Origin of the sequence: Dyella thiooxydans (assembly GCF_001641285.1) — a bacterium.
GTDB lineage: Bacteria > Pseudomonadota > Gammaproteobacteria > Xanthomonadales > Rhodanobacteraceae > Dyella_A > Dyella_A thiooxydans.
The window spans coordinates 4,032,218-4,055,491 of record NZ_CP014841.1; the positions used below are offsets into that span (position 1 = coordinate 4,032,218).

The 23,274-nt window shown below is 70.2% G+C and carries 16 protein-coding genes; 11 read left to right on the forward strand and 5 right to left on the reverse strand.

Annotated features, from left to right (window positions below; translation table 11 throughout):
• Window positions 1-143 precede the first annotated feature (143 nt).
• Together ATSB10_RS18035 and ATSB10_RS18040 are read left to right on the forward strand one after the other, a co-directional pair.
• Window positions 144-3,701, forward strand: a complete 3,558-nt coding sequence (locus ATSB10_RS18035; protein ID WP_063674097.1) for a hybrid sensor histidine kinase/response regulator — start codon at window positions 144-146, stop codon at window positions 3,699-3,701.
• Window positions 3,702-3,781: 80 nt separating this feature from the next.
• A complete protein-coding gene (locus ATSB10_RS18040) occupies window positions 3,782-7,372 on the forward strand; it encodes a hybrid sensor histidine kinase/response regulator (RefSeq protein ID WP_063674098.1) in 3,591 nt (1,196 codons plus the stop codon).
• A gap of 13 nt (window positions 7,373-7,385) precedes the next feature.
• On the opposite strand, the gene ATSB10_RS18045 is transcribed toward ATSB10_RS18040, so the two are convergent.
• Both ATSB10_RS18045 and ATSB10_RS18050 read right to left on the reverse strand, forming a co-directional pair.
• Window positions 7,386-7,808, reverse strand: coding sequence for a DNA polymerase III subunit chi (locus ATSB10_RS18045; protein ID WP_063674099.1), 423 nt, complete (start codon window positions 7,806-7,808; stop codon window positions 7,386-7,388).
• Window positions 7,809-7,973: 165 nt separating this feature from the next.
• Window positions 7,974-9,467, reverse strand: coding sequence for a leucyl aminopeptidase (locus ATSB10_RS18050; RefSeq protein WP_063674100.1), 1,494 nt, complete (start codon window positions 9,465-9,467; stop codon window positions 7,974-7,976).
• Between the two features lie 98 nt (window positions 9,468-9,565).
• Here ATSB10_RS18050 and lptF point away from each other — a divergent pair, with 98 nt between their 5' ends.
• The 6 genes from lptF to ATSB10_RS18080 all read left to right on the forward strand — a co-directional run bounded on the left by lptF (window position 9,566) and on the right by ATSB10_RS18080 (window position 14,579).
• Window positions 9,566-10,684: an LPS export ABC transporter permease LptF gene (lptF, locus tag ATSB10_RS18055; protein WP_063674101.1), complete on the forward strand. Its 1,119-nt coding sequence runs from the start codon at window positions 9,566-9,568 to the stop codon at window positions 10,682-10,684.
• Entirely contained in the window at window positions 10,681-11,781 is a 1,101-nt protein-coding gene (gene lptG, locus ATSB10_RS18060) for an LPS export ABC transporter permease LptG (protein WP_063674102.1), read from the forward strand. Before lptF ends, lptG begins: the two co-directional genes overlap by 4 nt.
• A gap of 99 nt (window positions 11,782-11,880) precedes the next feature.
• Window positions 11,881-12,282, forward strand: a complete 402-nt coding sequence (locus ATSB10_RS18065; RefSeq protein WP_063674103.1) for a phosphate-starvation-inducible PsiE family protein — start codon at window positions 11,881-11,883, stop codon at window positions 12,280-12,282.
• Window positions 12,283-12,371: 89 nt separating this feature from the next.
• The gene (ltaE, locus tag ATSB10_RS18070) at window positions 12,372-13,388 is read left to right on the forward strand and encodes a low-specificity L-threonine aldolase (RefSeq protein ID WP_063674104.1); all 1,017 of its coding nucleotides are present in this window, start codon (window positions 12,372-12,374) and stop codon (window positions 13,386-13,388) included.
• A gap of 66 nt (window positions 13,389-13,454) precedes the next feature.
• Entirely contained in the window at window positions 13,455-13,865 is a 411-nt protein-coding gene (locus ATSB10_RS18075) for a hypothetical protein (RefSeq protein ID WP_157469359.1), read from the forward strand.
• A gap of 21 nt (window positions 13,866-13,886) precedes the next feature.
• A complete protein-coding gene (locus tag ATSB10_RS18080; RefSeq protein WP_157469361.1) occupies window positions 13,887-14,579 on the forward strand; it encodes a hypothetical protein in 693 nt (230 codons plus the stop codon).
• Window positions 14,580-14,655: 76 nt separating this feature from the next.
• On the opposite strand, the gene ATSB10_RS18085 is transcribed toward ATSB10_RS18080, so the two are convergent.
• The 3 genes from ATSB10_RS18085 to ATSB10_RS18095 form a co-directional block, all read right to left on the reverse strand.
• A complete protein-coding gene (locus tag ATSB10_RS18085; RefSeq protein ID WP_063674107.1) occupies window positions 14,656-15,579 on the reverse strand; it encodes a glutaminase in 924 nt (307 codons plus the stop codon).
• Between the two features lie 34 nt (window positions 15,580-15,613).
• A complete protein-coding gene (locus ATSB10_RS18090) occupies window positions 15,614-16,867 on the reverse strand; it encodes a polyhydroxyalkanoate depolymerase (protein ID WP_063674108.1) in 1,254 nt (417 codons plus the stop codon).
• Window positions 16,868-16,967: 100 nt separating this feature from the next.
• Window positions 16,968-17,507 (reverse strand): RDD family protein, encoded by a 540-nt coding sequence (locus tag ATSB10_RS18095; RefSeq protein ID WP_083966289.1) that lies wholly within the window; start codon window positions 17,505-17,507, stop codon window positions 16,968-16,970.
• On the opposite strand from ATSB10_RS18095, the gene xerD reads away from it, so the two are divergent.
• The 3 genes from xerD (at window position 17,506) to purL (ending at window position 23,263) form a co-directional block, all read left to right on the forward strand.
• Window positions 17,506-18,423 carry a site-specific tyrosine recombinase XerD gene (xerD, locus tag ATSB10_RS18100; protein WP_063674571.1) on the forward strand — a complete coding sequence of 306 codons (918 nt, stop codon included), beginning with the start codon at window positions 17,506-17,508 and terminating at the stop codon, window positions 18,421-18,423. The two genes, ATSB10_RS18095 and xerD, sit on opposite strands and share 2 nt — an antisense overlap.
• Window positions 18,424-18,535: 112 nt before the next feature.
• Window positions 18,536-19,309 carry a thioredoxin fold domain-containing protein gene (locus ATSB10_RS18105; protein WP_063674109.1) on the forward strand — a complete coding sequence of 258 codons (774 nt, stop codon included), beginning with the start codon at window positions 18,536-18,538 and terminating at the stop codon, window positions 19,307-19,309.
• Between the two features lie 87 nt (window positions 19,310-19,396).
• Window positions 19,397-23,263, forward strand: coding sequence for a phosphoribosylformylglycinamidine synthase (purL, locus tag ATSB10_RS18110; RefSeq protein ID WP_063674110.1), 3,867 nt, complete (start codon window positions 19,397-19,399; stop codon window positions 23,261-23,263).
• The last annotated feature ends 11 nt before the right edge of the window (window positions 23,264-23,274 follow it).

Consider the following 23,274-nt stretch of genomic DNA (forward strand, 5'->3'; position numbering starts at 1 on the left):
CGGAACCACCGGTGCGCGCCCTGCTCTGAGGTGGGCATCGGCGTTTTTTGGCATCATCCGGGTCCTGCGCCGGTGATGGTGCGCGGTTCCGCCGCGCTGCCGGGAGGGGGCCGGGAGGCACCGCGCGACAGCAGGGGAAGCTCATGGTGTCGTTGTTGTTCGGATGGATGTTCGCCCTGGCCGCGACCGCGGGAAGCGCGCCAGCCACTGCCCGCCCGGCGGCTCCGCCGCTGGCTACGCCACAGTTCCGTCGCTACGGCATCGCCGACGGCTTGCCGGGAGCGGCGGTGAACGCGGTGATGCAGGACCGCGAGGGCATGATGTGGTTCGGCGGCTCGGGCGGTGTGAGCCGCTATGACGGTGTCGGCTTCACCACCTGGGTGCACGAGCCGGACGATCCGGCTTCGCTGGGCAGCCAGGATGTCACCCAGCTGGTGGACGCGGGAGACGGCACGGTGTGGATCGGCACCGGCGATGCCGGCGTGGACCGGCTCGATCCGGCCACCGGTCGGGTGCGCCACTGGCGTCACGAAGCCGGGCGCGCGGACAGCCTTTCCGACGACATCGTCTACTCCCTCGCGCTGGCGCCGGACCGCAGCCTGTGGATCGGTACCGCGGCGGGACTCGACCACCTGTCCGCCGATGGCCGCACGCTCGCCCACGTGCCGTACCTGGCGGCCTTCGGCGGCAAGCCGGACACCCGCGACACCGTGGTCGGCGCGCTGCGCGCGGAAGCGGACGGCACGCTGTGGATCGGCACCTGGTCCGGCGTGCTGCTGAAGCGCACGCCGGACGGGCACGTCGTGCGCGTGCCGGTGCGCAACCCCAGCGACAAGCCGAACCAGATCTGGCGCATCGAGGGCAGCGGCGCCGACCTGCGCATCGGCACCAAGTTCGGCCTGTACCGGATCATCGACGGCGTGGCGCAGCCGGCCTACACCGCGGCGCAGATGGCGCCGAACTACGTGTTCGCCAGCACGCGCGACCGCGCCGGCCGCCTGTGGATGGCGACCCTGCACGGCGTGGTGCTGGACGATCCGCGCAGCGGGCTGCACGCGTTCCATCGCCAGCCGCTGCTGGTCGGCGGGCTGCCGGGTGAGTGGACCTGGCGCGTGCTGGCCGATCGCGAGGGCGGCGTGTGGCTGACCTTCTACGACGGTGGCGTGGCCTACCTGCCGCCGAACTGGCAGAACTTCGCGCGTTTCACCCACGTGCCGGATGACCCGGACAGCCTCAGCGACAGCCTGGCCTCGGGCGTGGCGCCGGCGGCCGACGGCACCCTGTGGATCGGCGAACCCGGCCGCATCGACCGGCTCGACCCGGTCACCGGCAAGGTCGAACACGTGCTGTCGGACCTGAAGACCGATCCGGTCGCGATGGTCGAACAGGACGGTGCGCTGTGGTTCACCCTGCGCGGCGTGCTCAAGCGTTATGCAGACGGCCATTCGACATTCGTGGACCCGCAGCGGCACTGGCTGAAGCGGCCGGAGATCCTCGTCAGCGGCGGCCCGGGCGTGCTGTATGCCACGGTGTCCGGCGCGGCGATCGTGCGCATCGACACGCGGACGCAGGCGATCACGCCGGTGCCGATGCCGCCGGACGCGGACCAGCCGGACCTGCGCCCGGCCGCGCTGGGCCTGGCCGACGGCGCGCTCTGGTACGCCAACCACGAGGGCGTGATGCGCTGGGATGCGGCGCTGGGCCGGATGGCTTTCGTGCCCGGTGTGCCACGCGGCGAGGATGTGCAGGGCCTGTCGTTCGACGCGGCCGGCTTCTGGGTGATCCGGCAGGACCGGCTCGAGCATTACCGCTGGGACGATCACCACGCCACCCGCGATCGCGTGGTCGATGCATCGAACGGCTGGCGGGCGCCGGTGGTGCGCGACGTGTACGAGGACGCCAGGGGCGCGCTGTGGATCTTCACCGAGACCGGCCTGTGGCGACTGGAGCCCGGCGCGACCCGGTTGCATCGCCTCGGCGCCGAGGACGGCCTGATGAACAGCGAGTTCCTCGGCGGCGTCGCACAGCCGGTGGCGGGCGGGCCCGTGTACGCGCCCACGCACGGCGGTGTGGTCGGCTTCGATCCGGAGCAACTGGACAGCCGCAGCGTGCCGACGCAGGCGCCGCCGTTATCGCTGGCGGCGATCAGCGTGCGTGGCCGGAATACGCGGACGCTTTCCGGCGAGGGCCTGCGGCAGCTCGACCTGGGTTGGCGCGACCGCGACCTGCGCGTGCAGGCGCGGGTCGCTTCGTTCGTGAATCCGGCGGGTAACCGCTATCGCTTCCGGCTGGTCGGGCTCGACCACGACTGGGTGGATGTTGGCGCGCACGGCGAGCGCGAATTCGCCGGCCTGCGTCCGGGCGACTACACCCTGCAGGTGATGGCCGCCGGGCCGGACGGGCCGTGGGGCCAGCTCGCCGTGCCGCTGGCGATCCATGTGCAGGCACCGCCCTGGGATCGATGGTGGGCCTGGGTCGGCTACGCCCTCGTCGCGGTGGCTACGGCGGCCGCGCTGGCACTGGCGTGGCGGCGGCGCGAGGCGCAGCGGCACCGTATGCAGATGGCCGAACAGCAGCGACTGCTGGCCGAGCAGGCGAACGCGGCCAAGACGCAGTTCCTGGCCACGCTGAGCCACGAGATACGCACCCCGATGACCGGGGTGATCGGCATGGCGGAGCTGCTGCTGGCCACGCCGCTGCAACCGGGCCAGCGCGAGTACGCGCAGGCCATGCAACGCTCCGGCGCAATGCTGTTGAAGCTGCTCAACGACGCGCTGGATCTGGCCCGCATCGAGGCCGGCCGCTTCGAGCTCGAGCCGGCACCTTTCGCGCCGCGCCAGCTGCTGGACGACGTGGCGCGACTGGTCGACGGACAAGCGCGTGCCAAGGGCATCGATTTCCGGCTGGAGATCGCCGCCGACCTGCCGATGTCGCTGATGGGTGACATGCTGCGCATCGAGCAGATCCTGCTGAACCTGGCGACCAACGCGGTGAAATTCACCGAGCACGGCAGCATCACCCTGTGCGGACAGCGCATCCCCGATGGCGTGATGTTCAGCGTCAGCGATACCGGTCCGGGGATTCCCGAGGCCAGCCAGTCGCGCCTGTTCGGTCGCTTCGAGCAGGCCGAAGGGCCGCAGCGCCGGGCGGGCAGCGGGCTGGGCCTGGCGATCTGCCGCGAGCTGGTGACCCTGATGGGCGGCTCGATCGAGCTGGAGTCGCGGCTGGGCCAGGGCAGCACGTTCCGCGTGCGCCTGCCGCTGGCCGAGCTGGTGCCGGCCGCGGCCGCGCTCACGGCGACGGCATTGCCGTCCCCGGCGTGGCAGGTCCTGCTGGTCGAAGACGACATCACCGTGGCCGCCGTGATCCGTGGACTGCTGGAACGGCAGGGGCATGCCGTGGCGCATGTCGCGAACGGCCTGTCCGCGCTGGCCGAGCTCGAGCGCGGCCGGCCCGACCTGCTGTTGCTGGACCTGGATCTGCCCGGCCTCGACGGCTTCCAGCTGGCACGGCTGATCCGCCAGCGCGAGGGCGGCGCGGAGCACCTGGCGATCGTGGCGATCACCGCCCGTTCCGGCGGCGACGAGGAGCTGCGCGCACGGCAGGCCGGGATGGACGGATTCCTGCGCAAGCCGCTGTCCGGCGCCCAACTGGCCCGGGCGATGGAAGCGGCGATGGCCAGCGCGGCCGTGCCGGCCTGATCCGCGGGGGACGGGTAAGGGAGCGCGCAATTTGGCATGATCGCGGTTGCGCCCGGTCGTCCGATGCGCAAGGGGATCGCATGTTTTTGTCGTTGCTGATGTCGATCGGTCTGCTCGCCGGTGGGGGTGTCGCGCCAGCGTACGCGGCCGCGCCGGAGACATCGGTCGACGCGGGCGGTGCGCTGCCCACGCCGCAGTTCCGGCGTTTCGGTACCGCCGAGGGCCTGCCGAGCAGCAGCGTGTACGCGGTCGTGCAGGACCATGACGGCGCGATGTGGTTCGGCACCAAGGGCGGACTGGCGCGGTACGACGGTGTCGGCTTCCGGGTGTTCCACCACGTCGCCGGCGACCCGACCTCGTTGCCGGACAACACGGTGGGCGCGCTGCTGGTGGACCATGCCGGCCGATTGTGGACCAGCGGCCTGGAAGCGGGGCTCAACCGCTACGACCCTGCCACCGGCGGCTTCGTGCACTGGCGGCACGACCCGGCCGATCCGGCCAGCCTGTCGATCGACAAGGTGTGGACCATCGCCGAGTGCTCCGGCGGCACGATCTGGGTCGGCACCGAGGCGGGGCTGGACCGCATGCGTGCTGACGGACGCCATTTCGACCACATCCTTCCGCCGGAGGTCGACGGCCATCCCGGCAGGTTCGGGGCGGTGGGCGCGCTGTTCGTGGATCGCCACGACCGGTTGTGGATCGGCAGCGCCAACGGCTTGTTCCGGCGCGATCCGGACGGCCGCATCCGCGCCATCAAAGGCGTGGATCCGGGGCTGCTGATCGATGCCTGGGCGATTGAGGGCGATGCCGACGACGACGAGATCCGCATTTCCTCGACCCACGGCCTGTTCTTCGTCGGCGACGACGACGTGGCGCGTCCGCTCGACGTGCCGGGCCTGCCCGACACCAACATCATGACCAGTGCGCGCGACGCCGCCGGTCGCCTGTGGATCGGCACGCAGAAAGGGCTGTTCCTGCAGCCGGCACCGCACCAGCCGCTGGTGCCGGTGATCGACCGGCCGGTGATGTACGGCAACCTGCCGGGCAGCTGGGTGTGGAAGATCCTGCCCGATCGCGAGGGTGGGCTGTGGTTCGCGCTGTACGACGGCGGCGTCGGCTACCTGGCGCCGGGCTGGTCCGGCATGAGCCGCTACACGCACATTCCGGACGATCCGGACAGCCTGCGCGACTCGATGGCCACGGCGATGGCCCATGCACGCGACGAGCAGGTGTGGGTCGGCGAGCGCGGCGGCCGGGTGGACAAGCTCGATCCGTCCACCGGACGGGTGCAGCACGTGATCTCCGGCCTGCGTGGCGACGTGGTCGGCATGACCGAGGATGCCGATCACAACCTGTGGATCGCCACCAAGGGCTCGTTCTACCGCTATCGCGACGGCCACGTCGACCAGGTCGATCCGGAGCAGCGCGTCCTCAGGAATCCGCTGGAGGTGGAGGCGGGGCCGGACGGCCGCCTGTACGTGCGCACGTTCAACCAGGGCCTGTTCCGCATCGATCCGAAGACGCTGGCGGTCAGTCCGGTGGCGATCGTCGGTGGCGACGAGCGCGCGCGCTGGGGCAGCCAGATGACCCTGCGCTTCGGCGTGTTCTGGTACGCGGGCGACGGCGGCCTGTACCGCCTCGATGCCAGCCACGACCACTTCGAGCCGGTGCCCGGCGTGGACAACAGCCAGGCGGTGAACGCCTTCGACGCGTCGCCCGACGGCTTCTGGCTGGCCCGGCCCGACGGGCTGGAGCACTACCAGCTGGCCCGCGACGGCCTGCGGCTGGACCGGCGCGTGCTGGCCGACCAGGGCTGGCCCTCGATCAACGTGGTGGACCTGCGCATCGACGCGCATCGCCGCGTGTGGATCTTCGGCAGCGACGGCCTGTGGCGCTACAACCCCGATACCGGTCGCTTCCGCCAGATGGGCCTGCAGGACGGGCTGGCCAACGGCGAGTTCTTCCGCGGCTACAGCCGCCTGGCCGACGGCACCATCTACGCGCCGACCTTCGGCGGCGTGGTGGGATTCAACCCCGACCGCATCACCGAGCAGGACGGCGCCGCACCGCTGGAGATCACCGGGGTGCACGTGCGCCGCAACGGCCGCCTGGTCGACCTGCCAGTGTCGGGTGTGCTCCACGTGGGCTGGCACGACCGCGAACTTGGCGTGGTCGCGCGGCTCTATTCCTACATCGATCCGGCGGCCAATCACTACCGCTTCCGCCTGTCCGGGCTGGATGGCAGCTGGGTCGACGTGGGCAACCGCGGCGAGCGCGAGTTTGCCGCGCTGGAGCCGGGCAACTACACGCTGGACGTGATGGGCGCCGGGGCGAACGGTCGCTGGACCGAGCTGTCCGCGCCGCTGGACATCCAGGTCGATGCTCCGCCGTGGGAGCGCTGGTGGGCCTGGTTCGGTTATGCGATCGGATTGCTGCTGCTGGCGATGCTGATGCTGAAGCTGTGGCAGCGTCGCGTGGACCAGCGCCATCGGTTGGACCTCTCCGAACAGCAACGCCAGCTGGCCGAGCAGGCCAGCGCGGCGAAGACCCGCTTCCTCGCCACGCTGAGCCACGAGATCCGCACGCCGATGACCGGGGTGATGGGCATGGCCGAGCTGCTGCTGTCCACGCCGTTGCGGCCGGAGCAGAGCGAGTACGCCCAGGCCATGCAGCGCTCGGGCGCGATGTTGCTGAAGCTGCTCAACGACGCGCTGGACCTGGCGCGCATCGAGGCCGGGCGACTGGAGCTGGAGCTGGCGCCGTTCGACCCCTACGAGCTGCTGCAGGACGTGGCCCGCATGACCGCGGCGCAGGCGCGCGGCAAGGGTATCGGCTTCACCCTGGAGGCGGCGGCGGGTTTGCCGGGTCGCCTGGTGGGCGATGCGATGCGGATCAAGCAGATCCTGCTCAACCTCACCGGCAACGCGGTGAAGTTCACCGAGCGCGGGCGCGTCACGCTGGCCGCGCGACCGCTGCCCGGCGGCGTGGAATTCAGCGTGCGCGATACCGGGCCGGGCATCCCAGAAGCCAGCCAGTCGCGGCTGTTCCAGCGCTTCGAGCAGGCCGAGGGGCCGCTGCGCCGTGCCGGCAGCGGGCTGGGCCTGGCGATCTGTCGCGAACTGGTCACCCTGATGGGCGGCGCCATCGATCTCGAGTCGCGGCTGACCATCGGCAGCGTGTTCAGCGTGCGGCTGCCGCTGCCGTTGCCCGAGGATGAACTGCCGGAGCCGGCGATGCCGGTGGTCGACGCCGGCGGCCGGCCGTCCTGCCGGGTATTGCTGGTGGAGGACGATGCGATCGTCGCGTCGGTGATCCGTGGCCTGCTCGAAGCGCAGGGTCACCGCGTGACCGGCGTGGCGCACGGTCTCGCCGCACTGGCCGAGCTGAGCACGGCCAGCTTCGACCTGATGCTGCTCGACCTGGACCTGCCCGGCGTCGACGGCTTCCAGGTGGCCCGGCTGGTGCGCCAGCGCGAGCCGGTCGGCACCTATCTTCCGATCGTGGCGATCACTGCACGCTCGGTGGCCGGCGACGAGACACGCACGCGCGCGGCGGGCATGGACGGATTCGTGCGCAAGCCGGTGTCCGGCGCCCAGCTGGCGCGGGCCATCGAGGACACCCTGACGGCGGTGGCCCTGCGCGTGGGACGGGCCGACCAGCCGACCGCCTGAGGCGGCCGGCCGTTTACATGTCGAACTTGTTGACGGTGAAGCCCAGGCCGGCGTACTCGCGCCAGCGCCGCCGCGATCCCTCGCGTTCGGCCGGGTCGGCAGCCACCACTTCCAGCACGCGCTCGTAGCGCCCTTCCGGACGCTGTTCGCGCAGGTTGATCAGCAGCGGGCGGTCCGGTGTCTCGATACCCGGCGGCACCAGCAGCACCGCGGTCTGCGCGTCGTCGTCGTCACCGGCGAGCTGGTGCGGGATGAAGGCGTCCTCGTCGAAATCCCACAGCAGCTCGTCCAGCACCTCGGCCTGTTCGAAGTCCCGGCACAGCACCAGCGCCGGCTGCTGTGCCGCGTACGCGCGCTTGGCCAGCTCGCACACCAGCAACAGCGGCTGCTCGCGGAAGCGCGGCTTGTCGATCAGGTAGAAGTCGGCGCGGGGCATAGGGGCGAGGAGTGAGTAACTAGGAGTGAGAAGTGAGAGAAGAGCAGCGTGGGCGAGCATGGGGCTTTGGGTCCGCAGCCTCGCTGCGTGGCGCGATGAAAGGGAGTGAGGCGTGGGACTGGCGTGCTGCTCTACGCCGTTCTCTCACTCCTCACTCCTCTCCACTCACTTCTCGCTGCGGTCCAGCAGCCACTGCGCCAGCAGCGGCACCGGGCGACCGGTGGCCAGGCCCTTGCGGCCCTCGTCCCAGGCGGTGCCGGCGATGTCCAGGTGGGCCCAGCGCTGGCCTTCGGTGAAGCGCGAGAGGAAGCAGCCGGCGGTGATCGCGCCGGCGCTCTTGCCGCCGATGTTGGCGACATCGGCGAAGCCGGACTCGAGCTGGGTCTGGTAGTCGTCCCACAGCGGCAGGCGCCAGGCGCGGTCGAGCGTGGCTTCGCCTGCGGCGAGCAGCTCGGCGGCGAGGTCGTCATGCTTGCTCATCAGGCCGGTGGCGTGCTTGCCCAGCGCGATCACGCAGGCGCCGGTGAGCGTGGCGGCGTCGACGATCGCCTGCGGCTGGTACGTCTGCACGGTCCAGGTCAGCGCGTCGCAGAGGATCAGGCGGCCCTCGGCGTCGGTGTTGAGCACCTCGATGGTGAGGCCGGAGAGGCTGGTCAGCACGTCGCTGGGACGGTAGCTGTCACCGTCGGGCATGTTCTCCGCGGCGGGCACCACGCAGACCAGGTTGAGCTTCACGCCCAGCTTCACTGCCGCGACGAAGCCACCGAGGACGCCGGCGGCGCCGCCCATGTCGAACTTCATCTCCTCCATGCCGGCACCGGGCTTGAGGCTGATGCCGCCGGAGTCGAAGGTGATGCCCTTGCCGACGAAAGCGTAGGGCTTGTCGCCCTCGGCGCCACCGGTGTACTCCAGCGCCACCAGCTTGGGTCGGTTGGTCGAGCCGCGACCCACCGCCAGCAGCGAGCCGAAGCCGAGCTTCTCCATTTCCTGGTGGTCGAGCACGCGGCAGCTGACCGTGTCGGCATGTTCGGCGGCAAACGCCTGTGCCTGTTCGGCGATGTAGGCCGGGTTGCAAATGTTCGGCGGCAGGTTGGCCAGCTCGCGGGCGAAGCGCACGCCCTCGGCGATCGCCACGCCCTGGTCCAGGCCGGCCTGCAGATCGGCGCCGCCGGCGAAGGCCACGCTGGCCAGCTCAGGCTGCGTGCTCTTCTCGCGCGGCTTGAAGGTGGCGGTGTAGCGGTAGCTGGCGTGATCGGTGGCGAGCACCGCGCTGCGCAGGCGCCAGGCCGCGTCGCGACCGGGCACGTCGATCTCGCTCAGGTAGGACACCGCGCTGTCCACCGGCAGCCGCCCCAGTGCGCGGGCGGCGTCGGCATGGACGCGCTGAAAGCGGGCGGCATCGAACGCCTTCTGCTGGCCCAGTCCGATCACCAGCACGCGCCGCGCAGTCACGCCGGCGGGAGCGAACAGCACGGCGGCACTGCCGCCCTTGCCGGTGATGTCGCCGCTCTCCACCTGCCGCTTGATCGCCCCTTCGGCCGCGCTGTCGATACGTGCCGCGGCGCTGGTGAGCACGCCGCCCTCGTATACGCCGACCACCACGCAGGCGGTTTCGACGGCTTCGGGGGAGGCGGAGGCAAGGCTGAACTGGAGCGTCATGTAAGGGTCCTGCAGTAGGCGCCGGCACGGCCGGACAGGCTAGACTTGCGGTTTGCCGACGCCCTGAAGGACCCGGCGCAAGCCCCTGATTCTATCGCATGCTGAGCATCCTCGACCGTTACTTCCTGCGCGAGCTGGGCCAGACCATGGCGGCCACCGCGATCGTGCTGGTCACGGTGCTGGCCGGCAGCACCTTCGCCCACGTGCTGCAGCAGGTGGCCAACGGCAGCTATCCGGCGAGCGTGATGTTCCAGGTGCTCGGCCTGAACATGCTCGACGGCCTGTCCAACCTGCTGCCGCTGTCCGGCTACGTCGGCGCGTTGTGGGCGATGGGGCGGATGTACCGCGAGAGCGAGATGCACGTGCTGGCCTCGTCCGGCATGGGCCCGCGCGGCCTGTTCCGGCCTGTGGCGATGCTCGCCGTCGGTATCGCGTTGGCGGTGGGCGTGGTGTCGCTGTGGCTGGGGCCTTGGGCCTCGCGGACCTCGGCGGCGCTGATCGACGCGGCCAACCGCTCGGTGATCGCCGCCGGTCTCGACGCGGGACGTTTTACCGAGCTGCCGGGCAAGGACGGGGTGATCTTCGTCGATTCGCTCAGCCGCGACGGCAGCCGGCTCGGCCGCACCTTCATCGCCACCGAACGCAAGTCCGGCGACGGCACCGTGCACCTGCGCCTGATCACCGGCAAGCACGGCCAGCTGTTCCAGGAGAGCGACGGCGCGGGCCGCTTCCTGGGCCTGCGCGACGGCTGGCAGTACGACGTGCCGCTGGGCGGCGACAACTGGCGGCGCATCCGCTACCAGGGCAACGACGCCTCGCTGAGCAACGTGCAGGACGACGGCGACGACAACAATCCGGTCCACAACCTGGACACCCCCGCCCTGACCCGCACCGACTCCAACGAGGCACGAGCGGAACTGGCGTGGCGCGTGGGCTCGCCGGTGATGGCGCTGGTGCTGATGATGCTGTCGCTGCCGCTGGCCAGGCAGAACCCGCGCGAGGCGCGCTACGGACGGCTGCTGCTGGCGGTGCTGACGTTCTTCCTTTACTACAACCTGCTGGCCCTGTGTAACGGGCAGATCAGCAAGGGCCACTGGCACGGCTCCGGCCCGATGTGGCTGATCAGCCTGGTGGCCTTCGGCATCGGGGCGTGGATGTTCCGCAACCAGCACCAGCCGCGCCGCGTGCGTGCCGCCACGACGGAAGCCGCCGCATGAGGGCGCTGCGACTGCGCCGAGTCGACTGGCTGATCGGCACCACGGTGCTCGGCTCGCTGCTGACCGTGTGGATTCTGATCGCCGGGCTGGACGCGCTGCTGCAGTTCCTGCGCCAGCTCGGCCACGTCGGCAAGAACGGTTTTACCGTGGCCGATGCGGCGCTGTATGTGCTGGTGACCTTCCCGCGCCGGCTTTACGAAAACTTCGGCTATGCCACGGTGATCGGCGGCCTGCTCGGGCTGGGCAGCCTGGCCGGCAGCGGCGAGCTCACCGCGCTGCGTGCCGCGGGCATGTCGCAGCTGCGTATCGCCGCCTCGGCGGCCGGTGTGGTGGCGGTGCTGATCGTCGGCGTGGTGATCCTGGGCGAGACGGCGGCGCCCTGGGGCGACCAGAAAGCTCAGGCGATGCAGCTGGCACAGCGTTCCGGCGGACTCGGCATGGCCGGCTCCACCGGACTGTGGGCGCGCGATGGCGACCGCGTGATCAATGCCAAGCGCAGCCTGCTCAAGGAAGTGGACGGGCACAACCAGGTGGAACTGGCCGACGTGCGCGTCTTCACTTTCACCCCGGATGGGCAGCTCACCCGCTTCGACTGGGCGAAGAGCGCCACCCACGACGGTCGCCAGTGGACCTTGTCGCAGGTGCGCAGCACCACGCTGGACGCCGGGGGTACCCATACCACTACCGTGGCCAGCGAGCCATGGCAGGTGAAACTCAATCCGCGCGTGCTGGAGCAGTCGCTGGTGCAGCCGCAGTACCTGCCGATGCGCGACCTGCGCCGCAACATGCGCTACCTGGAGAGCAACGGGCAGAGCCCGGGCGTCTATGCGGTGGCGTTCTGGACGCGTGCGCTGTATCCGCTGAACGTACTGGTGCTGGTGCTGTGCGCCATGCCGTTCGCCTTCGGCAGCCTGCGTTCCGGCGGCCTGGGCAAGCGGATCTTCATCGGCATCCTGATGGCGATCGCCTGGTACTTCCTGCAGCAGGCGCTGATCAATTTCGGCACCGTCTACGGCGTGCCGCCGATGCTGGCCAACCTGCTGCCGGCCCTGGTGCTGGCGTCGATCGCCTGGTTCTACTTCCGCCGGCACCGCTGAGGTCTGCGTCGTCCCGCCGCGCCGGGGCGTCTTGCGGCGGGGCCGCGGCCGTGGCCATGATGGCCCGGCGCGGCTTTCCGCCGATGCCGAGGACACGCCATGCAGACGCCGCTGATCGGTCGCTCGTTCTCCCTCATCGAAAAGGTCGGCCTGCTGGCCATCCTTGCGGCGACGCTGTTCGCCGGCTTCAGCGAGGTGAAACAGATGGTCCAGGCCGGCCACGCCGGCGTCAGCGACCTGCTGCTGCTTTTCATGTATCTCGAGCTGGTCTCGATGGTCGAGGTGTACTGGACGGCCGGCAAGCTGCCGGTGCGCATGCCGCTGTACATCGCGATGGTGGCGCTGGCGCGGCACATGCTGGTCGACCAGCAGCTGCCGGCGCTGGATCTGCTCGGCACGGCGGTGGCGATCCTGCTGCTGGCGGTGGCCGTGGTGGTGGTGCGCTACGGTCACCTCAAGCTGCCGTACCGCGACGCGATCGATTCGCGCCACCTGAGCTGAGCCGCTCGGCTGGGCGGCGCCACCGCTTGTCGCCGCCTCCGGTCGGCGGCATGCTCGCCGTTCCCTGAATGACACGAGGAGACGCGCCGGTGGCCTGGGTGGATCTGCGCAGTGACACGGTGACCCAACCGACCGCGGCGATGCGCGCGGCGATGGCTGCCGCTCTCGTCGGCGACGACGTCTACGGCGAGGACCCGACGGTCAACGCGCTGCAGGCGCGGCTGGCCGCCGACCTCGGCTTCGAGGCCGGCCTGTTCGTGCCGACGGGCACCCAGTCCAACCTGGTCGGCCTGATGGCGCACTGCGAGCGCGGCGACGAGTACATCGTCGGCGCCGATGCGCACACCTATCGCTGGGAGGGCGGCGGCGCCGCGGTGCTCGGTTCGATCCAGCCGCAGCCGATCCCGCAGGAGGCCGACGGCACGCTGCCGCTGGACAAGGTGGCCGCCGCGATCAAGCCGGTCGACCCGCACTTCCCGCGCACGAGGATCCTCGCGCTGGAGAACACCTGGTGGGGCCGCGCGCTGCCGCTGGATTATCTTGCCGCCGCCCGTGCGCTCACCCGCGAGCGCGGCCTGGCAGTGCACCTGGACGGTGCCCGGCTGTTCAATGCCGCAGTCGCCTGTGGCGTGCCGGCCCGCGAGATCACGAAGCACTTCGACAGCGTTTCGGTGTGCCTGTCCAAGGGGCTGGGCGCGCCGGTCGGCTCGGTGCTGGTCGGCTCCGCGGCGCTGATCGAGAAGGCACGGCGTTGGCGCAAGGTGGCCGGCGGTGGCTGGCGCCAGGCTGGTCTGCTCGCCGCGGCGTGTACGTACGCGCTGGATCATCATGTCGCACGGCTGGCCGATGATCACGCCCGCGCCGCGCGTCTGGCCGGGGGGCTGGCGGCTATCCCGAACGTGAAGCTGCTCGGCCACCACACCAACATGGTCTACGTCGACGTGCCGGTGGAGCGGCTGCGCGATCTGGACGTCCATCTACGGGCGCGCGAGATCCGCATCGGCATCGGCTACACGCCCACGCTGCGGCTGGTCACCCACCTGGACGTGGACGACGAAGGCGTGGACCGCACGGTGGCGGCGTTCGAGGCGTTCTTCGCCGCATAGGCTTCTGGACGGATGCGACGCAGCGGCTACTCTGGCCGGCGAGTTTTCATGGAAGAGGAATTCCCGATGCGACACCTGCGCACGCTTTGGCTCGGTGGAGCGGTGATGCTGGCTGCGTGCCAGCCGTCGAACGATGCGGCCGACGGGCGCCAGCAGGCGAGTCTACCGCCGCCCGCGGATGCATCCGCCCACGTGATGGTGGCGCCACCTTCCACCACCACGACAGTCGCTCCTGTCACCGGTTCGCTGCCCGTGCCTCCGCCGATCCGTGCGGCGACCACGGACGGATCGGTCAAGCCGTTCGACTTTGCCGGGGCCTCCGGCGGCGTCGGCCCGGTGGTCTGTCGTTTCGAGGGGCTCCATCTGCCGCCGGGTACCAAGGTCTACGCCGCCGGTGGCTATGGCGGGGCGGCGCAGTCGTTCCAGATCGACCGGAGCGGGCACCAGGCCACCCGCATGGACGTGGCGGTGAACTAGCCGTCGGCACCGGTGGTGCTGATGCTCGGCAGCTACGAGCCGACCGTGTGGAACGTGGGTTGGTCACCCGGCACGCGCATCCTCGCGGTACTGGTCAGTGGCTACCACCGGCAGGTGATCAACGGCCTGCCATCCAGCGTGCCGCGCATCGTCAGCAGCCACGACAACCAGGGGGCCTGTCCGTCGTTCTCGCTGTCCGGCGATCGCCTCAACTCACTCAACGCAGTCGCCCGGCAAGTTTTCGGACGCAACGTCGACATGGTATTCCCGGCGCGCGGCGGCAAGGCGCTGATCAGCGGGAGCGGAGCCGAGGCAGGCAACTGGGTGACGGACCGCGCGGCGCAGTCGACCGAGTCGTTCCGCCTTGCCGATACGCCGCTGGCCGGCGAAGCCGGCCTGGACGATGCGGTGCGCAAAGGCTATCTGCGGGAGGCGACTCCTGCCGATGCACGCAACTGGCAGATGGCGGCCGCCGCGGCCCAGGGGGCGGGCGATGTGCCGCCGGTCTACGGCGGCACGAAGCCCCGGCCGGTCAGGATGTACCACGCCTACGTCGTGCTGAAGCCATTCACCCTGCCGGCCGGCCTGTACGGCGCGCACAGCGCCACGTTTTTCGTGCCCAAGGGCGTGCCGCGCCCGAAGGGCCCGCTGGGGCATTCCACCCTGTACGACTTCAACACGCTCAGCTGTGCCGGCGTGGCGTGCCGGCATTAGGCGAACCGGTCGGCGGTCGAGCTGGCGGATGAGCTCGCGCGCCTGCGGTTGAACGTCTCGTGCCTGCTCCAGCGGATCAGAAGATCGACAGCCCGGTCAGGCTGGTGAAGCGCTCCAGCGCGAGGCTGCCGGCCAGCGAGTTGCCCTTGGCGTTGAGCGCCGGCGACCACACCGCGATCGCCAGCTTGCCGGGGATCACCGCCACGATGCCGCCGCCGACGCCACTCTTGGCCGGCATGCCCACGTGGTAGGCGAAGTCGCCGGCGGCATCGTAGGTGCCGCAGGTGAGCATCAGCGCGTTGATGCGCTTGGTCAGCTCCGGGGACAGCAGCGCCTTGCCCGACCACGGGCAGCGGCCCTGGTTGGCCAGGAACAGGAAGCTGCGGGCGAGATCGACGCAGCTCATCGCCAGCGAGCACTGGTAGAAGTAGAAATCCAGCACCGTGTCGATCGGCTGGGCGAGGTTGTCGAAGCTGCGGATGAAGTTGGCCAGCGCCGCGTTGCGGTAGCCGTGCGCCTTTTCCGAGGCGGCCACCTCCGGATCGTCGCGCACCGCCGGATTGGCCGCACAGCCGCGCACTGCAGCCAGCAGCTCGGCGCGCGCGTCGGCCTGGCTGCCCAGCACCACGTCGGCCACCACCAGTGCGCCGGCGTTGATGAACGGATTGCGCGGCACGCCGTGTTCGACCTCCAGCTGCACCAGCGAGTTGAACGCGCTGCCGGACGGCTCGCGGCCCACCCGCTCCCACAGCCGCTCGCCGACCGCCTGCAGGGCGAGGGTCAGCGTGTAGACCTTGGAGATGCTCTGGATCGAGAACGGCTCGTCGGCGTCGCCGGTGCGGTACAGCTGGCCGTCGAGCGTGACCACCGCCATGCCGAATTTCCCGCGCGGCACGCTGGCGAGGCGCGGGATGTAGTCGGCCACCTCGCCCTGCGCCAGCACCGGGCGCAGCTCCTCGCGGATCGCGTCGAGGATGCGCTGGTAATCCGGTGTGCTCATGCGCCTCGCGCCGTGGCGTGCGTGCGACGCGGCATCACGCCTTGCGCTGGTCGAACTGCCGGATGAAGTCGCGCACCTGCGGGTAGACCGTCTCGCGCCAGCGGCGGCCGCTGAAGATGCCGTAGTGGCCGGCGCCCTCGATCACGCGGTGCATGCGCGAGCTGGTCGGGATGCCGGTGCACAGGTCGTGCGCCGCCTCGGTCTGACCCAGGCCGGAGATGTCGTCCAGCTCGCCCTCGACGGTGAGCAGGGCGGTGCGCTTGATCGCGGCCGGTTCCACCCGCTCGCCGGCGACGTCCCACAGGCCGCGCGGCAGCAGGAACTGCTGGAACACCTTGGCGATGGTGTCCAGGTAGAACTCCGCCGGCATGTCGAGCACGGCGTTGTACTCGTCGTAGAACTTGCGGTGCGACTCGGCGTCGTCGAGGTCGCCGCGGACCAGATCCTGGTAGAAGTCCCAGTGCGAGTTGAGGTGGCGGCTGGGGTTCATCGCGATGAAGCCGGCGTGCTGCAGGAAGCCCGGATAGACCTCGCGGCCGGAGCCCGGGTAGTTGGTCGGCACGGTGTGGATCACGTTGCCCTTGAACCACGACAGCGGCTGGCGCGTGGCCAGGTTGTTGACGCTGGTGGGGCTGCGGCGCGGATCGATCGGGCCGCCCATCATGGTCATGCTCAGCGGCGTGGTCTCGCCGCGCGAAGCCATCAGCGAAATCGCCGCCAGCACCGGCACGGTCGGCTGGCAGACCGAGATCACATGCAGCGAGTCGGCGCCGATGTGGCGGATGAACTCCTGTACGTAGGCGACATAGTCGTCCAGCCCGAACGAGCCCGCGCTGGCCGGGATCATGCGCGCGTCGACCCAGTCGGTGATGTAGACCTTGTGGTCGCGCAGCAGGGTGCGCACGGTGTCACGCAGCAGCGTCGAGTGATGCCCCGACAGCGGCGCGACCACCAGCACCACCGGGTCGTTCTTCATCTTCTCGATGGTCGCCGGGTCGTCGCTGAAGCGCTTGAAGCGCTTCAGCTGGCAGAACGGCTTGTCCAGCGCCACGCGCTCGACGATGGCGATCTCGTGGTCGTGCGCGATCGCCTGATGGATGCCGAACTCGGGCTTCTCGTAATCCTTGCCGATGCGGTGCATCAACTCGAATCCGGCCGCCCAGCGCTCGATGCCCGGCCACTGCGCGAGCGGGCTGGAAGGATCGTTGAGCATCTTGGCGTTGGCGTCGGCGAAATGGCTAAGCGGGCCCAGGAAGGCGCGCTGCCACTCGTGGATCTGGTAAAGCATGGGCAGGACCGTCGAACTCTAAAGTCCTGATCTTAGTTCCTTTCAAGCTGAATTGTGTTGCGGTGCCGCAAGAACGTGCAGAAGCGGCCGACGCCGCGGCTCAGCCGGTGCGGCGGACCTCGGTGCCGGCGACGAGATCGTGCAGGGCACGGCGGCGCGGGTCGACCAGGGCGACCGCGAACCAGGCCGCCCAGATCGCCAGCATCGCCAGCGCGGCATCGCGCAGGCCGATCGCCGGCGACAGGCCCAGCGCCAGCAGTGGCAGCGCGGCGGTGGCCAGGCGCAGCAGCAGGCGGGCCGTCGGTACCGTGGCGCCGTCGGCGGATACCACCCGCAACCGCCACGGACGCATGCCCACGGTCTGTCCGCCGCGCCGCCAGGACGCCACGAAGTAGCCGCCCACGCAGGCCGCCTCGAAGAACGGGAACCACCACGCCTGGAGATGCTGGTGCTCGTCCAGCAGATGGCCGCCGGTCAGGGCCAGGCCGATCATGTTCGCCACCAGCATGATCGCCACCACGATCAGCAGGTCGTAGACCAGGGCGATGAGGCGCAACCAGAGCGGAGCGGGTGGGGAATCGTGGGTGTCGGTCATCGGCAGCTTGCGTGATGCGCGCGCCACGCCGAGCATGGCGCGCATGAAAGAGATCGAATCGCCCACCAGTATCGCCGAAGCCGACCAGCGCAGCATCGCCGCCTTCCTCGAAGGGGTGTGGTCGGAGGACGGCCTGTCCGATCGCACGCTGGATGCCTACCGCCGCGACCTGGAGGGCCTGGCGCGCTGGCTGGCCACGCGCGGACGCAGCCTGCGCGATGCCCGGCGCGAAGACCTTTCCGCCTACCACGGCGCGCAGCCGGTGGCGGTGCGCTCGCTGGCGCGGCGGCAATCGGCGTTCCGCCGCTTCTACGGCCACCTCACCTGGCACGAGCCGGGTTTCGAGGATCCGACCCGGCTGATCGAGCGACCGAAGATGCCGCGCAGCCTGCCCAAGGCGCTGGCCGAACGGGAGATCGAGGCGCTGCTGGAGGCACCGGACACCGGCACCACGCTGGGCCTGCGCGACAAGGCGATGCTGGAGCTGATGTACGCCTGCGGCCTGCGCGTGTCCGAACTGGTGGAACTCCCGCTGGCCGGGCTCAACCCGCGCCAAGGCGTGCTGCGGGTCACCGGCAAGGGCGGCAAGGACCGGCTGGTGCCGGTCGGCGAGATGGCGCTGGAGCGCATCGAGGCCTACCTGCGCGAGGCGCGGCCGGTGCTGGCGCGCGGGCGCCAGCCGGCGGCGCTGTTCCTCAGCCGGCGCGGCGAGGGCATGACCCGGCAGATGTTCTGGACCCTGGTCAAGCGCTATGCCGTGCGGGTCGGCATCACGCCCAAGCGCATCTCGCCGCATGTGCTCAGGCACTCCTTCGCCACCCACCTGCTCAACCACGGCGCCGACCTGCGCGCCTTGCAGATGCTGCTCGGCCACAGTGCGCTGAGTACCACGCAGATCTACACCCTGGTGGCCAAGGAAGGACTCAAGCGCCTGCACGCGCAGCACCACCCGCGAGGGTGACGAGGCGGCCTGCCGCATGACGCGGTCGCCGGAACGGTTCAGGCGGCTGTGCCAGAATCCGGGCTCTTTCGGCGGCACATCGGGCCGCCGCACGCATGACGAGGTTGGCGCGATGCGGAAACAGCTGGTCCTGGCCCTGGTCCTGGGGGCGATGTCGGTGGCGGTCGCGGCGGCCGACGGCGGTCGTGACAACGGCGTGTCGCCGGCGGCGGAGCGCGCGGTTCGTGCGGCGATCGCCAGTTTCGGGCCGGGCGTGAAGATCGAGCGCATCGCGCCGGCGGAGGTCCCCGGCTTCTACCGCGTGATCGCCGCCGGCCAGATGGTCTACGTCAGCGACGACGGCAAGTACATGCTCAACGGCGACCTGGTGCAGGTCGACGGCCACAAGAGCCTGGGTGATGCCGCCTGGGCCAGCTTCCGCAAGGCCCAGCTGGACGCGGTACCGGCGTCGCAGCGGATCGTCTTCGCGCCGCCGCACCCGAAAACCACGCTGACCGTGTTCACCGACGTCAACTGCGGCTTCTGCCGCCAGTTGCACGAGCACATCGGGGACTTCATGAAAGCCGGCATCGCGGTCGAATACCTGGCCTGGCCGCGCGAGGGTGTCGCCACCACCGCGGGTCGGCCCACGCCGACCTACACCGAGATGGTCTCGGTCTGGTGTGCGGCCGACCGCAAGCAGGCGTTCGCCGAGGCCAAGCAAGGGCACTCGCCCAAGCCGGCCACCTGCAACAACCCGGTCAAGGCCCAGTACCAGCTGGGCCAGCGCATCGGCGTCAGCGGCACGCCCGCGATCTTCACCCCGGACGGCCGCGAGCTGGGTGGTTACGTCACCGCCCAGCAGGTGCTGGACGACCTCGCCAGGCACCCCGGTTCCGGCAGCTGACCCGGGGCGGACCCGGGGGCAGGGCGATGCGGTGGTGCAGCATCGGGTAGAATGGCGGTTTTCCCGTACAGCGCCATTCCCCCTCGCATGATCGCTTTCGACGGGCAAAACGCCCTTTCGCCGTTCCGCCTCGACCGTCTCAACGCCCGCCTCGATGTGCTGCATCGCGGTGCCCGTGTGCAGGCGTCCTGGTTCGTTTACTTCCTCGATGCCGAGCACCTGCCCGAAGGCGAGCAGCGCAAGCGCCTGCTCGAAGTGCTCGAGGCGAAGGACGCCGAGCCGGAGGAGGCCACACTGTGGGTGGTGCCGCGGCTGGGCACCATCTCGCCGTGGTCGAGCAAGGCCACCGACATCCTGCATGGCGCCGGCTTCGACGTGCGCCGCGTCGAGCGCGGCATGGCGTGGCTGGCGGTGGGTCTGCCCGAGGCCGGTGCCCCTGACCACGAAGCGGTGATGGGCGTGCTGCACGACGCGATGACGCAGTCGGTGCTGACCGATCTTTCCCAGGCGCAGGGCCTGTTCCTCGCCGGCACCCCGGGCGACCTGGTGCACATTCCCCTGGGCAGCGACCCGCTGGCGGCGCTGGCCGAGGCCAATGCGCGGCTTGGCCTGGCGCTGGCCGAGGACGAGATCGAATACCTGGCCGCCCGCTACGGCGACCTGGGCCGCGACCCGACCGACGCCGAGCTGTTCATGTTCGCCCAGGCCAATTCGGAGCACTGCCGCCACAAGGTGTTCAACGCCAGCTGGACGGTCGACGGCGAAGCACAGGACAAGAGCCTGTTCGCCATGATCAAGAACACCCACCAGCACGCACCCGCGCACACGCTGTCGGCCTACAAGGACAACGCGGCAGTGATCCAGGGCAGCGAAGGCAAGCGCTTCTTCACCGACGCCGACGGCACCTGGCGCGCGCACAGCGAGCGCATCGACTACGCGATCAAGGTCGAGACGCACAACCATCCCACCGCGATCGCGCCGTGGCCGGGTGCCGCCACCGGTGCCGGCGGCGAGATCCGCGACGAGGGCGCGACCGGCCGCGGCGCCAAGCCCAAGGCCGGCCTGACCGGCTTCTCGGTATCCGACCTGCGCATCCCCGGCCACTGGCAGCCGTGGGAGGTGGAGCGTCCGCTGCCGCCGCGCATGGCCACCGCGTTCGAGATCATGCGCGACGGCCCGCTCGGCGCCGCGGCGTTCAACAACGAATTCGGCCGTCCCTGCCTGGGCGGCTACTTCCGCACCTACGAGAACGAACTGCCCGGTCAGGTCGGTTTCCGCCGCGGCTACGACAAGCCGATCATGATCGCCGGCGGCCTGGCCAACATCCGCGCCGACCACGTGCAGAAGCGCGAGCTCGAGCCCGGTCACAAGGTGATCGTGCTGGGCGGCCCGGCGATGCTGATCGGCCTGGGCGGCGGCGCCGCCTCGTCGGTGGCCTCGGGCACCTCCAGCGCCGAGCTGGATTTCGCCTCGGTGCAGCGCGACAACGCCGAGATGGAACGTCGCTGCCAGCAGGTGATCGACGCCTGCTGGTCGCGCGGCGACAAGAACCCGATCGTCAGCGTCCACGACGTCGGCGCCGGCGGCCTGTCCAACGCGATTCCCGAGCTGCTCAACGACGCGGGCGTGGGTGGCGAGATCGACCTGTCGACGGTCCCCTGCGACGACCCGTCGCTGTCGCCGATGCAGGTGTGGAGCAATGAGTCGCAGGAGCGCTACGTGCTCGGCATCGCCGAGGCCGACCTGGCCGAGTTCGAGGCCTATTGCGTGCGCGAGCGCTGCCCGTATGCGGTGGTCGGCACGGCCACCGAGGCACGCGTGCTGCGCGTCACCGATCCGCGCCGCGACCTCACCGTGATCGACCTGCCGATGGACGTGCTGTTCGGCAAGCCGCCGCGCATGCACCGCGACGCCAAGCGCATCAAGGCGCGTATCGACCTGGTGCCGGACCTGTCCGGCGTGGGCATGGACGAGGCGGTGCTGCGGGTGCTGCGCCTGCCGACGGTGGGCTCGAAGAACTTCCTCATCACCATCGGCGACCGCACCGTCGGCGGCCTCAATCATCGCGATCCGATGGTCGGCCCGTGGCAGGTGCCGGTGGCCGACTGCGCGGTGACCATCGCCGATTTCGACGGCTATGCCGGCGAGGCGATGGCGATGGCCGAGCGCGCCCCGGTGGCGCTGCTCAACAGCGCAGACGCCGCGCGGCTGGCCGTCGGCGAGGCGATCACCAACCTGGCCGCCGCGGCGATCGATTCGCTGGGCGAAGTGCGCCTGTCGGCGAACTGGATGGCCGCGGTGAACACGCCGGGCGAGGACGCCGCGTTGTTCGACGCGGTCAGGGCGGTGGGCATGGAACTGTGCCCGACGCTGGACATCTCGATTCCGGTCGGCAAGGACTCGCTGTCGATGCAGACGGTGTGGATGGACGGCGAGCAGCGCCAGTCCACCGTGTCGCCGGTGTCGCTGGTGATCACCGGCTTCGCCCGCGTCAGCGACGTGCGCCGTACGCTCACGCCGCAGATCAAGCTCGACCGCGGTCCGTCCGACCTGTGGCTGGTCGACCTCGGTGGCGGCCGCGACCGGCTCGGCGGTTCGGCGTTGACCCAGGTGTTCAACCGCGCCGGCGGCGTACCGCCGGACCTGGAGGACGCCAAGCGCCTGAAGGGCCTGTTCGACCTGGTGCAGGAGGCCAACCGCGCCGGCCTGCTGCTGGCCTACCACGACCGTTCCGACGGCGGCGTCATCGTGACCCTGCTGGAGATGGCCTTCGCCGGCCACTGCGGCCTGGAGATCCACCTGGACGGCTGGGCCGAGGCCACGCTGCGCGCGCTGTTCAACGAGGAACTCGGTGCCGTGCTGCAAGTGGTCGAGGCCAACCGCGAGGCGTTCGAGGCGCTGCTGGTCAAGCACGGGCTGGCCGGGCTGAGCCATCGCATCGGCCGGCCCAAGGAAAAGCTCGGGATCAAGCTGTTCCTCGGCAACGAGGCCGCGTTCAAGTGGCAGTGGTCGACGCTGTACAAGGCGTGGAACGAGACCAGCCACGCGATGCAGCGCCTGCGCGACAACCCGCTCAGCGCCGACGCCGAGCTGGAGTGGCGTCTGGACGACACCGATCCGGGCATCACGCCGAAGCTCACCTTCGACATCGCCAAGGACGTCGCCGCACCGTATCTGGAAAGCGGCGCGCCGCGCCCGCGCGTGGCGATCCTGCGCGAGCAGGGCGTCAACGGCCAGGTGGAGATGGCTGCTGCGTTCACCCGCGCCGGCTTCGACGCGGTGGACGTGCACATGTCCGATCTGGCCTCGGGCCGGGTGAAGCTGGCCGACTTCCGCGGTTTCGCCGCCTGCGGCGGCTTCTCCTACGGCGACGTGCTGGGCGCCGGCCGCGGCTGGGCCACCTCGATCCTCTACAACGCCGACCTGCGCGCGCAGTTCGAGGCGTTCTTCGCCGATCCGTCGAAGTTCGCCCTCGGCGTGTGCAACGGCTGCCAGATGCTCAGCCAGCTGAAGGACATCATCCCCGGTGCGCAGCACTGGCCGAAGTTCCTGCGCAACGCCTCGGAGCAATACGAGGCGCGCGTGGCGACGCTGGAGATCCTCGATTCGCCCAGCCTGTTCTTCAAGGGCATGACCGGCGCTCGCATCCCGGTGGCGGTGGCCCACGGCGAGGGCCGCGTGCACTTCCCCAGCGTGTGCAGCCCGTCCAAGGCACAGGCGGCGGTGCGCTTCGTCGACAACCGCGGCAAGCCGACCGAGAACTATCCGTTGAACCCGAACGGCTCGCCCGGCGGCTTGGCCGGTTTCACCGCCGCCGAGGGCCGCGTGACCATCCTGATGCCGCATCCCGAGCGGGTGTTCCGCAGCGCCCAGCTGAGCTGGTGCCCGGACAGCTGGGGCGAGGATTCGCCGTGGATGCGCATGTTCCGCAACGCGCGGGCATGGTGCGGCTGAGCGGCCGCGGA

Excerpts from the sequence above, each read along its gene's own strand:
- ATSB10_RS18095 (WP_083966289.1), bottom strand. The coding sequence starts at position 17,507 with ATGCGCGCCATGCTCGGCGTGGCGCGCGCATCACGCAAGCTGCCGATG.
- ATSB10_RS18075 (WP_157469359.1), top strand. The coding sequence starts at position 13,455 with ATGCGACACCTGCGCACGCTTTGGCTCGGTGGAGCGGTGATGCTGGCT.
- xerD (WP_063674571.1), top strand. The coding sequence starts at position 17,506 with ATGAAAGAGATCGAATCGCCCACCAGTATCGCCGAAGCCGACCAGCGC.
- ATSB10_RS18085 (WP_063674107.1), bottom strand. The coding sequence starts at position 15,579 with ATGAGCACACCGGATTACCAGCGCATCCTCGACGCGATCCGCGAGGAG.
- lptF (WP_063674101.1), top strand. The coding sequence starts at position 9,566 with ATGCTGAGCATCCTCGACCGTTACTTCCTGCGCGAGCTGGGCCAGACC.
- purL (WP_063674110.1), top strand. The coding sequence starts at position 19,397 with ATGATCGCTTTCGACGGGCAAAACGCCCTTTCGCCGTTCCGCCTCGAC.
- ATSB10_RS18045 (WP_063674099.1), bottom strand. The coding sequence starts at position 7,808 with ATGCCCCGCGCCGACTTCTACCTGATCGACAAGCCGCGCTTCCGCGAG.
- ATSB10_RS18090 (WP_063674108.1), bottom strand. The coding sequence starts at position 16,867 with ATGCTTTACCAGATCCACGAGTGGCAGCGCGCCTTCCTGGGCCCGCTT.
- ATSB10_RS18080 (WP_157469361.1), top strand. The coding sequence starts at position 13,887 with ATGCTCGGCAGCTACGAGCCGACCGTGTGGAACGTGGGTTGGTCACCC.
- ATSB10_RS18105 (WP_063674109.1), top strand. The coding sequence starts at position 18,536 with ATGCGGAAACAGCTGGTCCTGGCCCTGGTCCTGGGGGCGATGTCGGTG.
- ATSB10_RS18050 (WP_063674100.1), bottom strand. The coding sequence starts at position 9,467 with ATGACGCTCCAGTTCAGCCTTGCCTCCGCCTCCCCCGAAGCCGTCGAA.
- ATSB10_RS18035 (WP_063674097.1), top strand. The coding sequence starts at position 144 with ATGGTGTCGTTGTTGTTCGGATGGATGTTCGCCCTGGCCGCGACCGCG.
- ATSB10_RS18065 (WP_063674103.1), top strand. The coding sequence starts at position 11,881 with ATGCAGACGCCGCTGATCGGTCGCTCGTTCTCCCTCATCGAAAAGGTC.
- lptG (WP_063674102.1), top strand. The coding sequence starts at position 10,681 with ATGAGGGCGCTGCGACTGCGCCGAGTCGACTGGCTGATCGGCACCACG.
- ATSB10_RS18040 (WP_063674098.1), top strand. The coding sequence starts at position 3,782 with ATGTTTTTGTCGTTGCTGATGTCGATCGGTCTGCTCGCCGGTGGGGGT.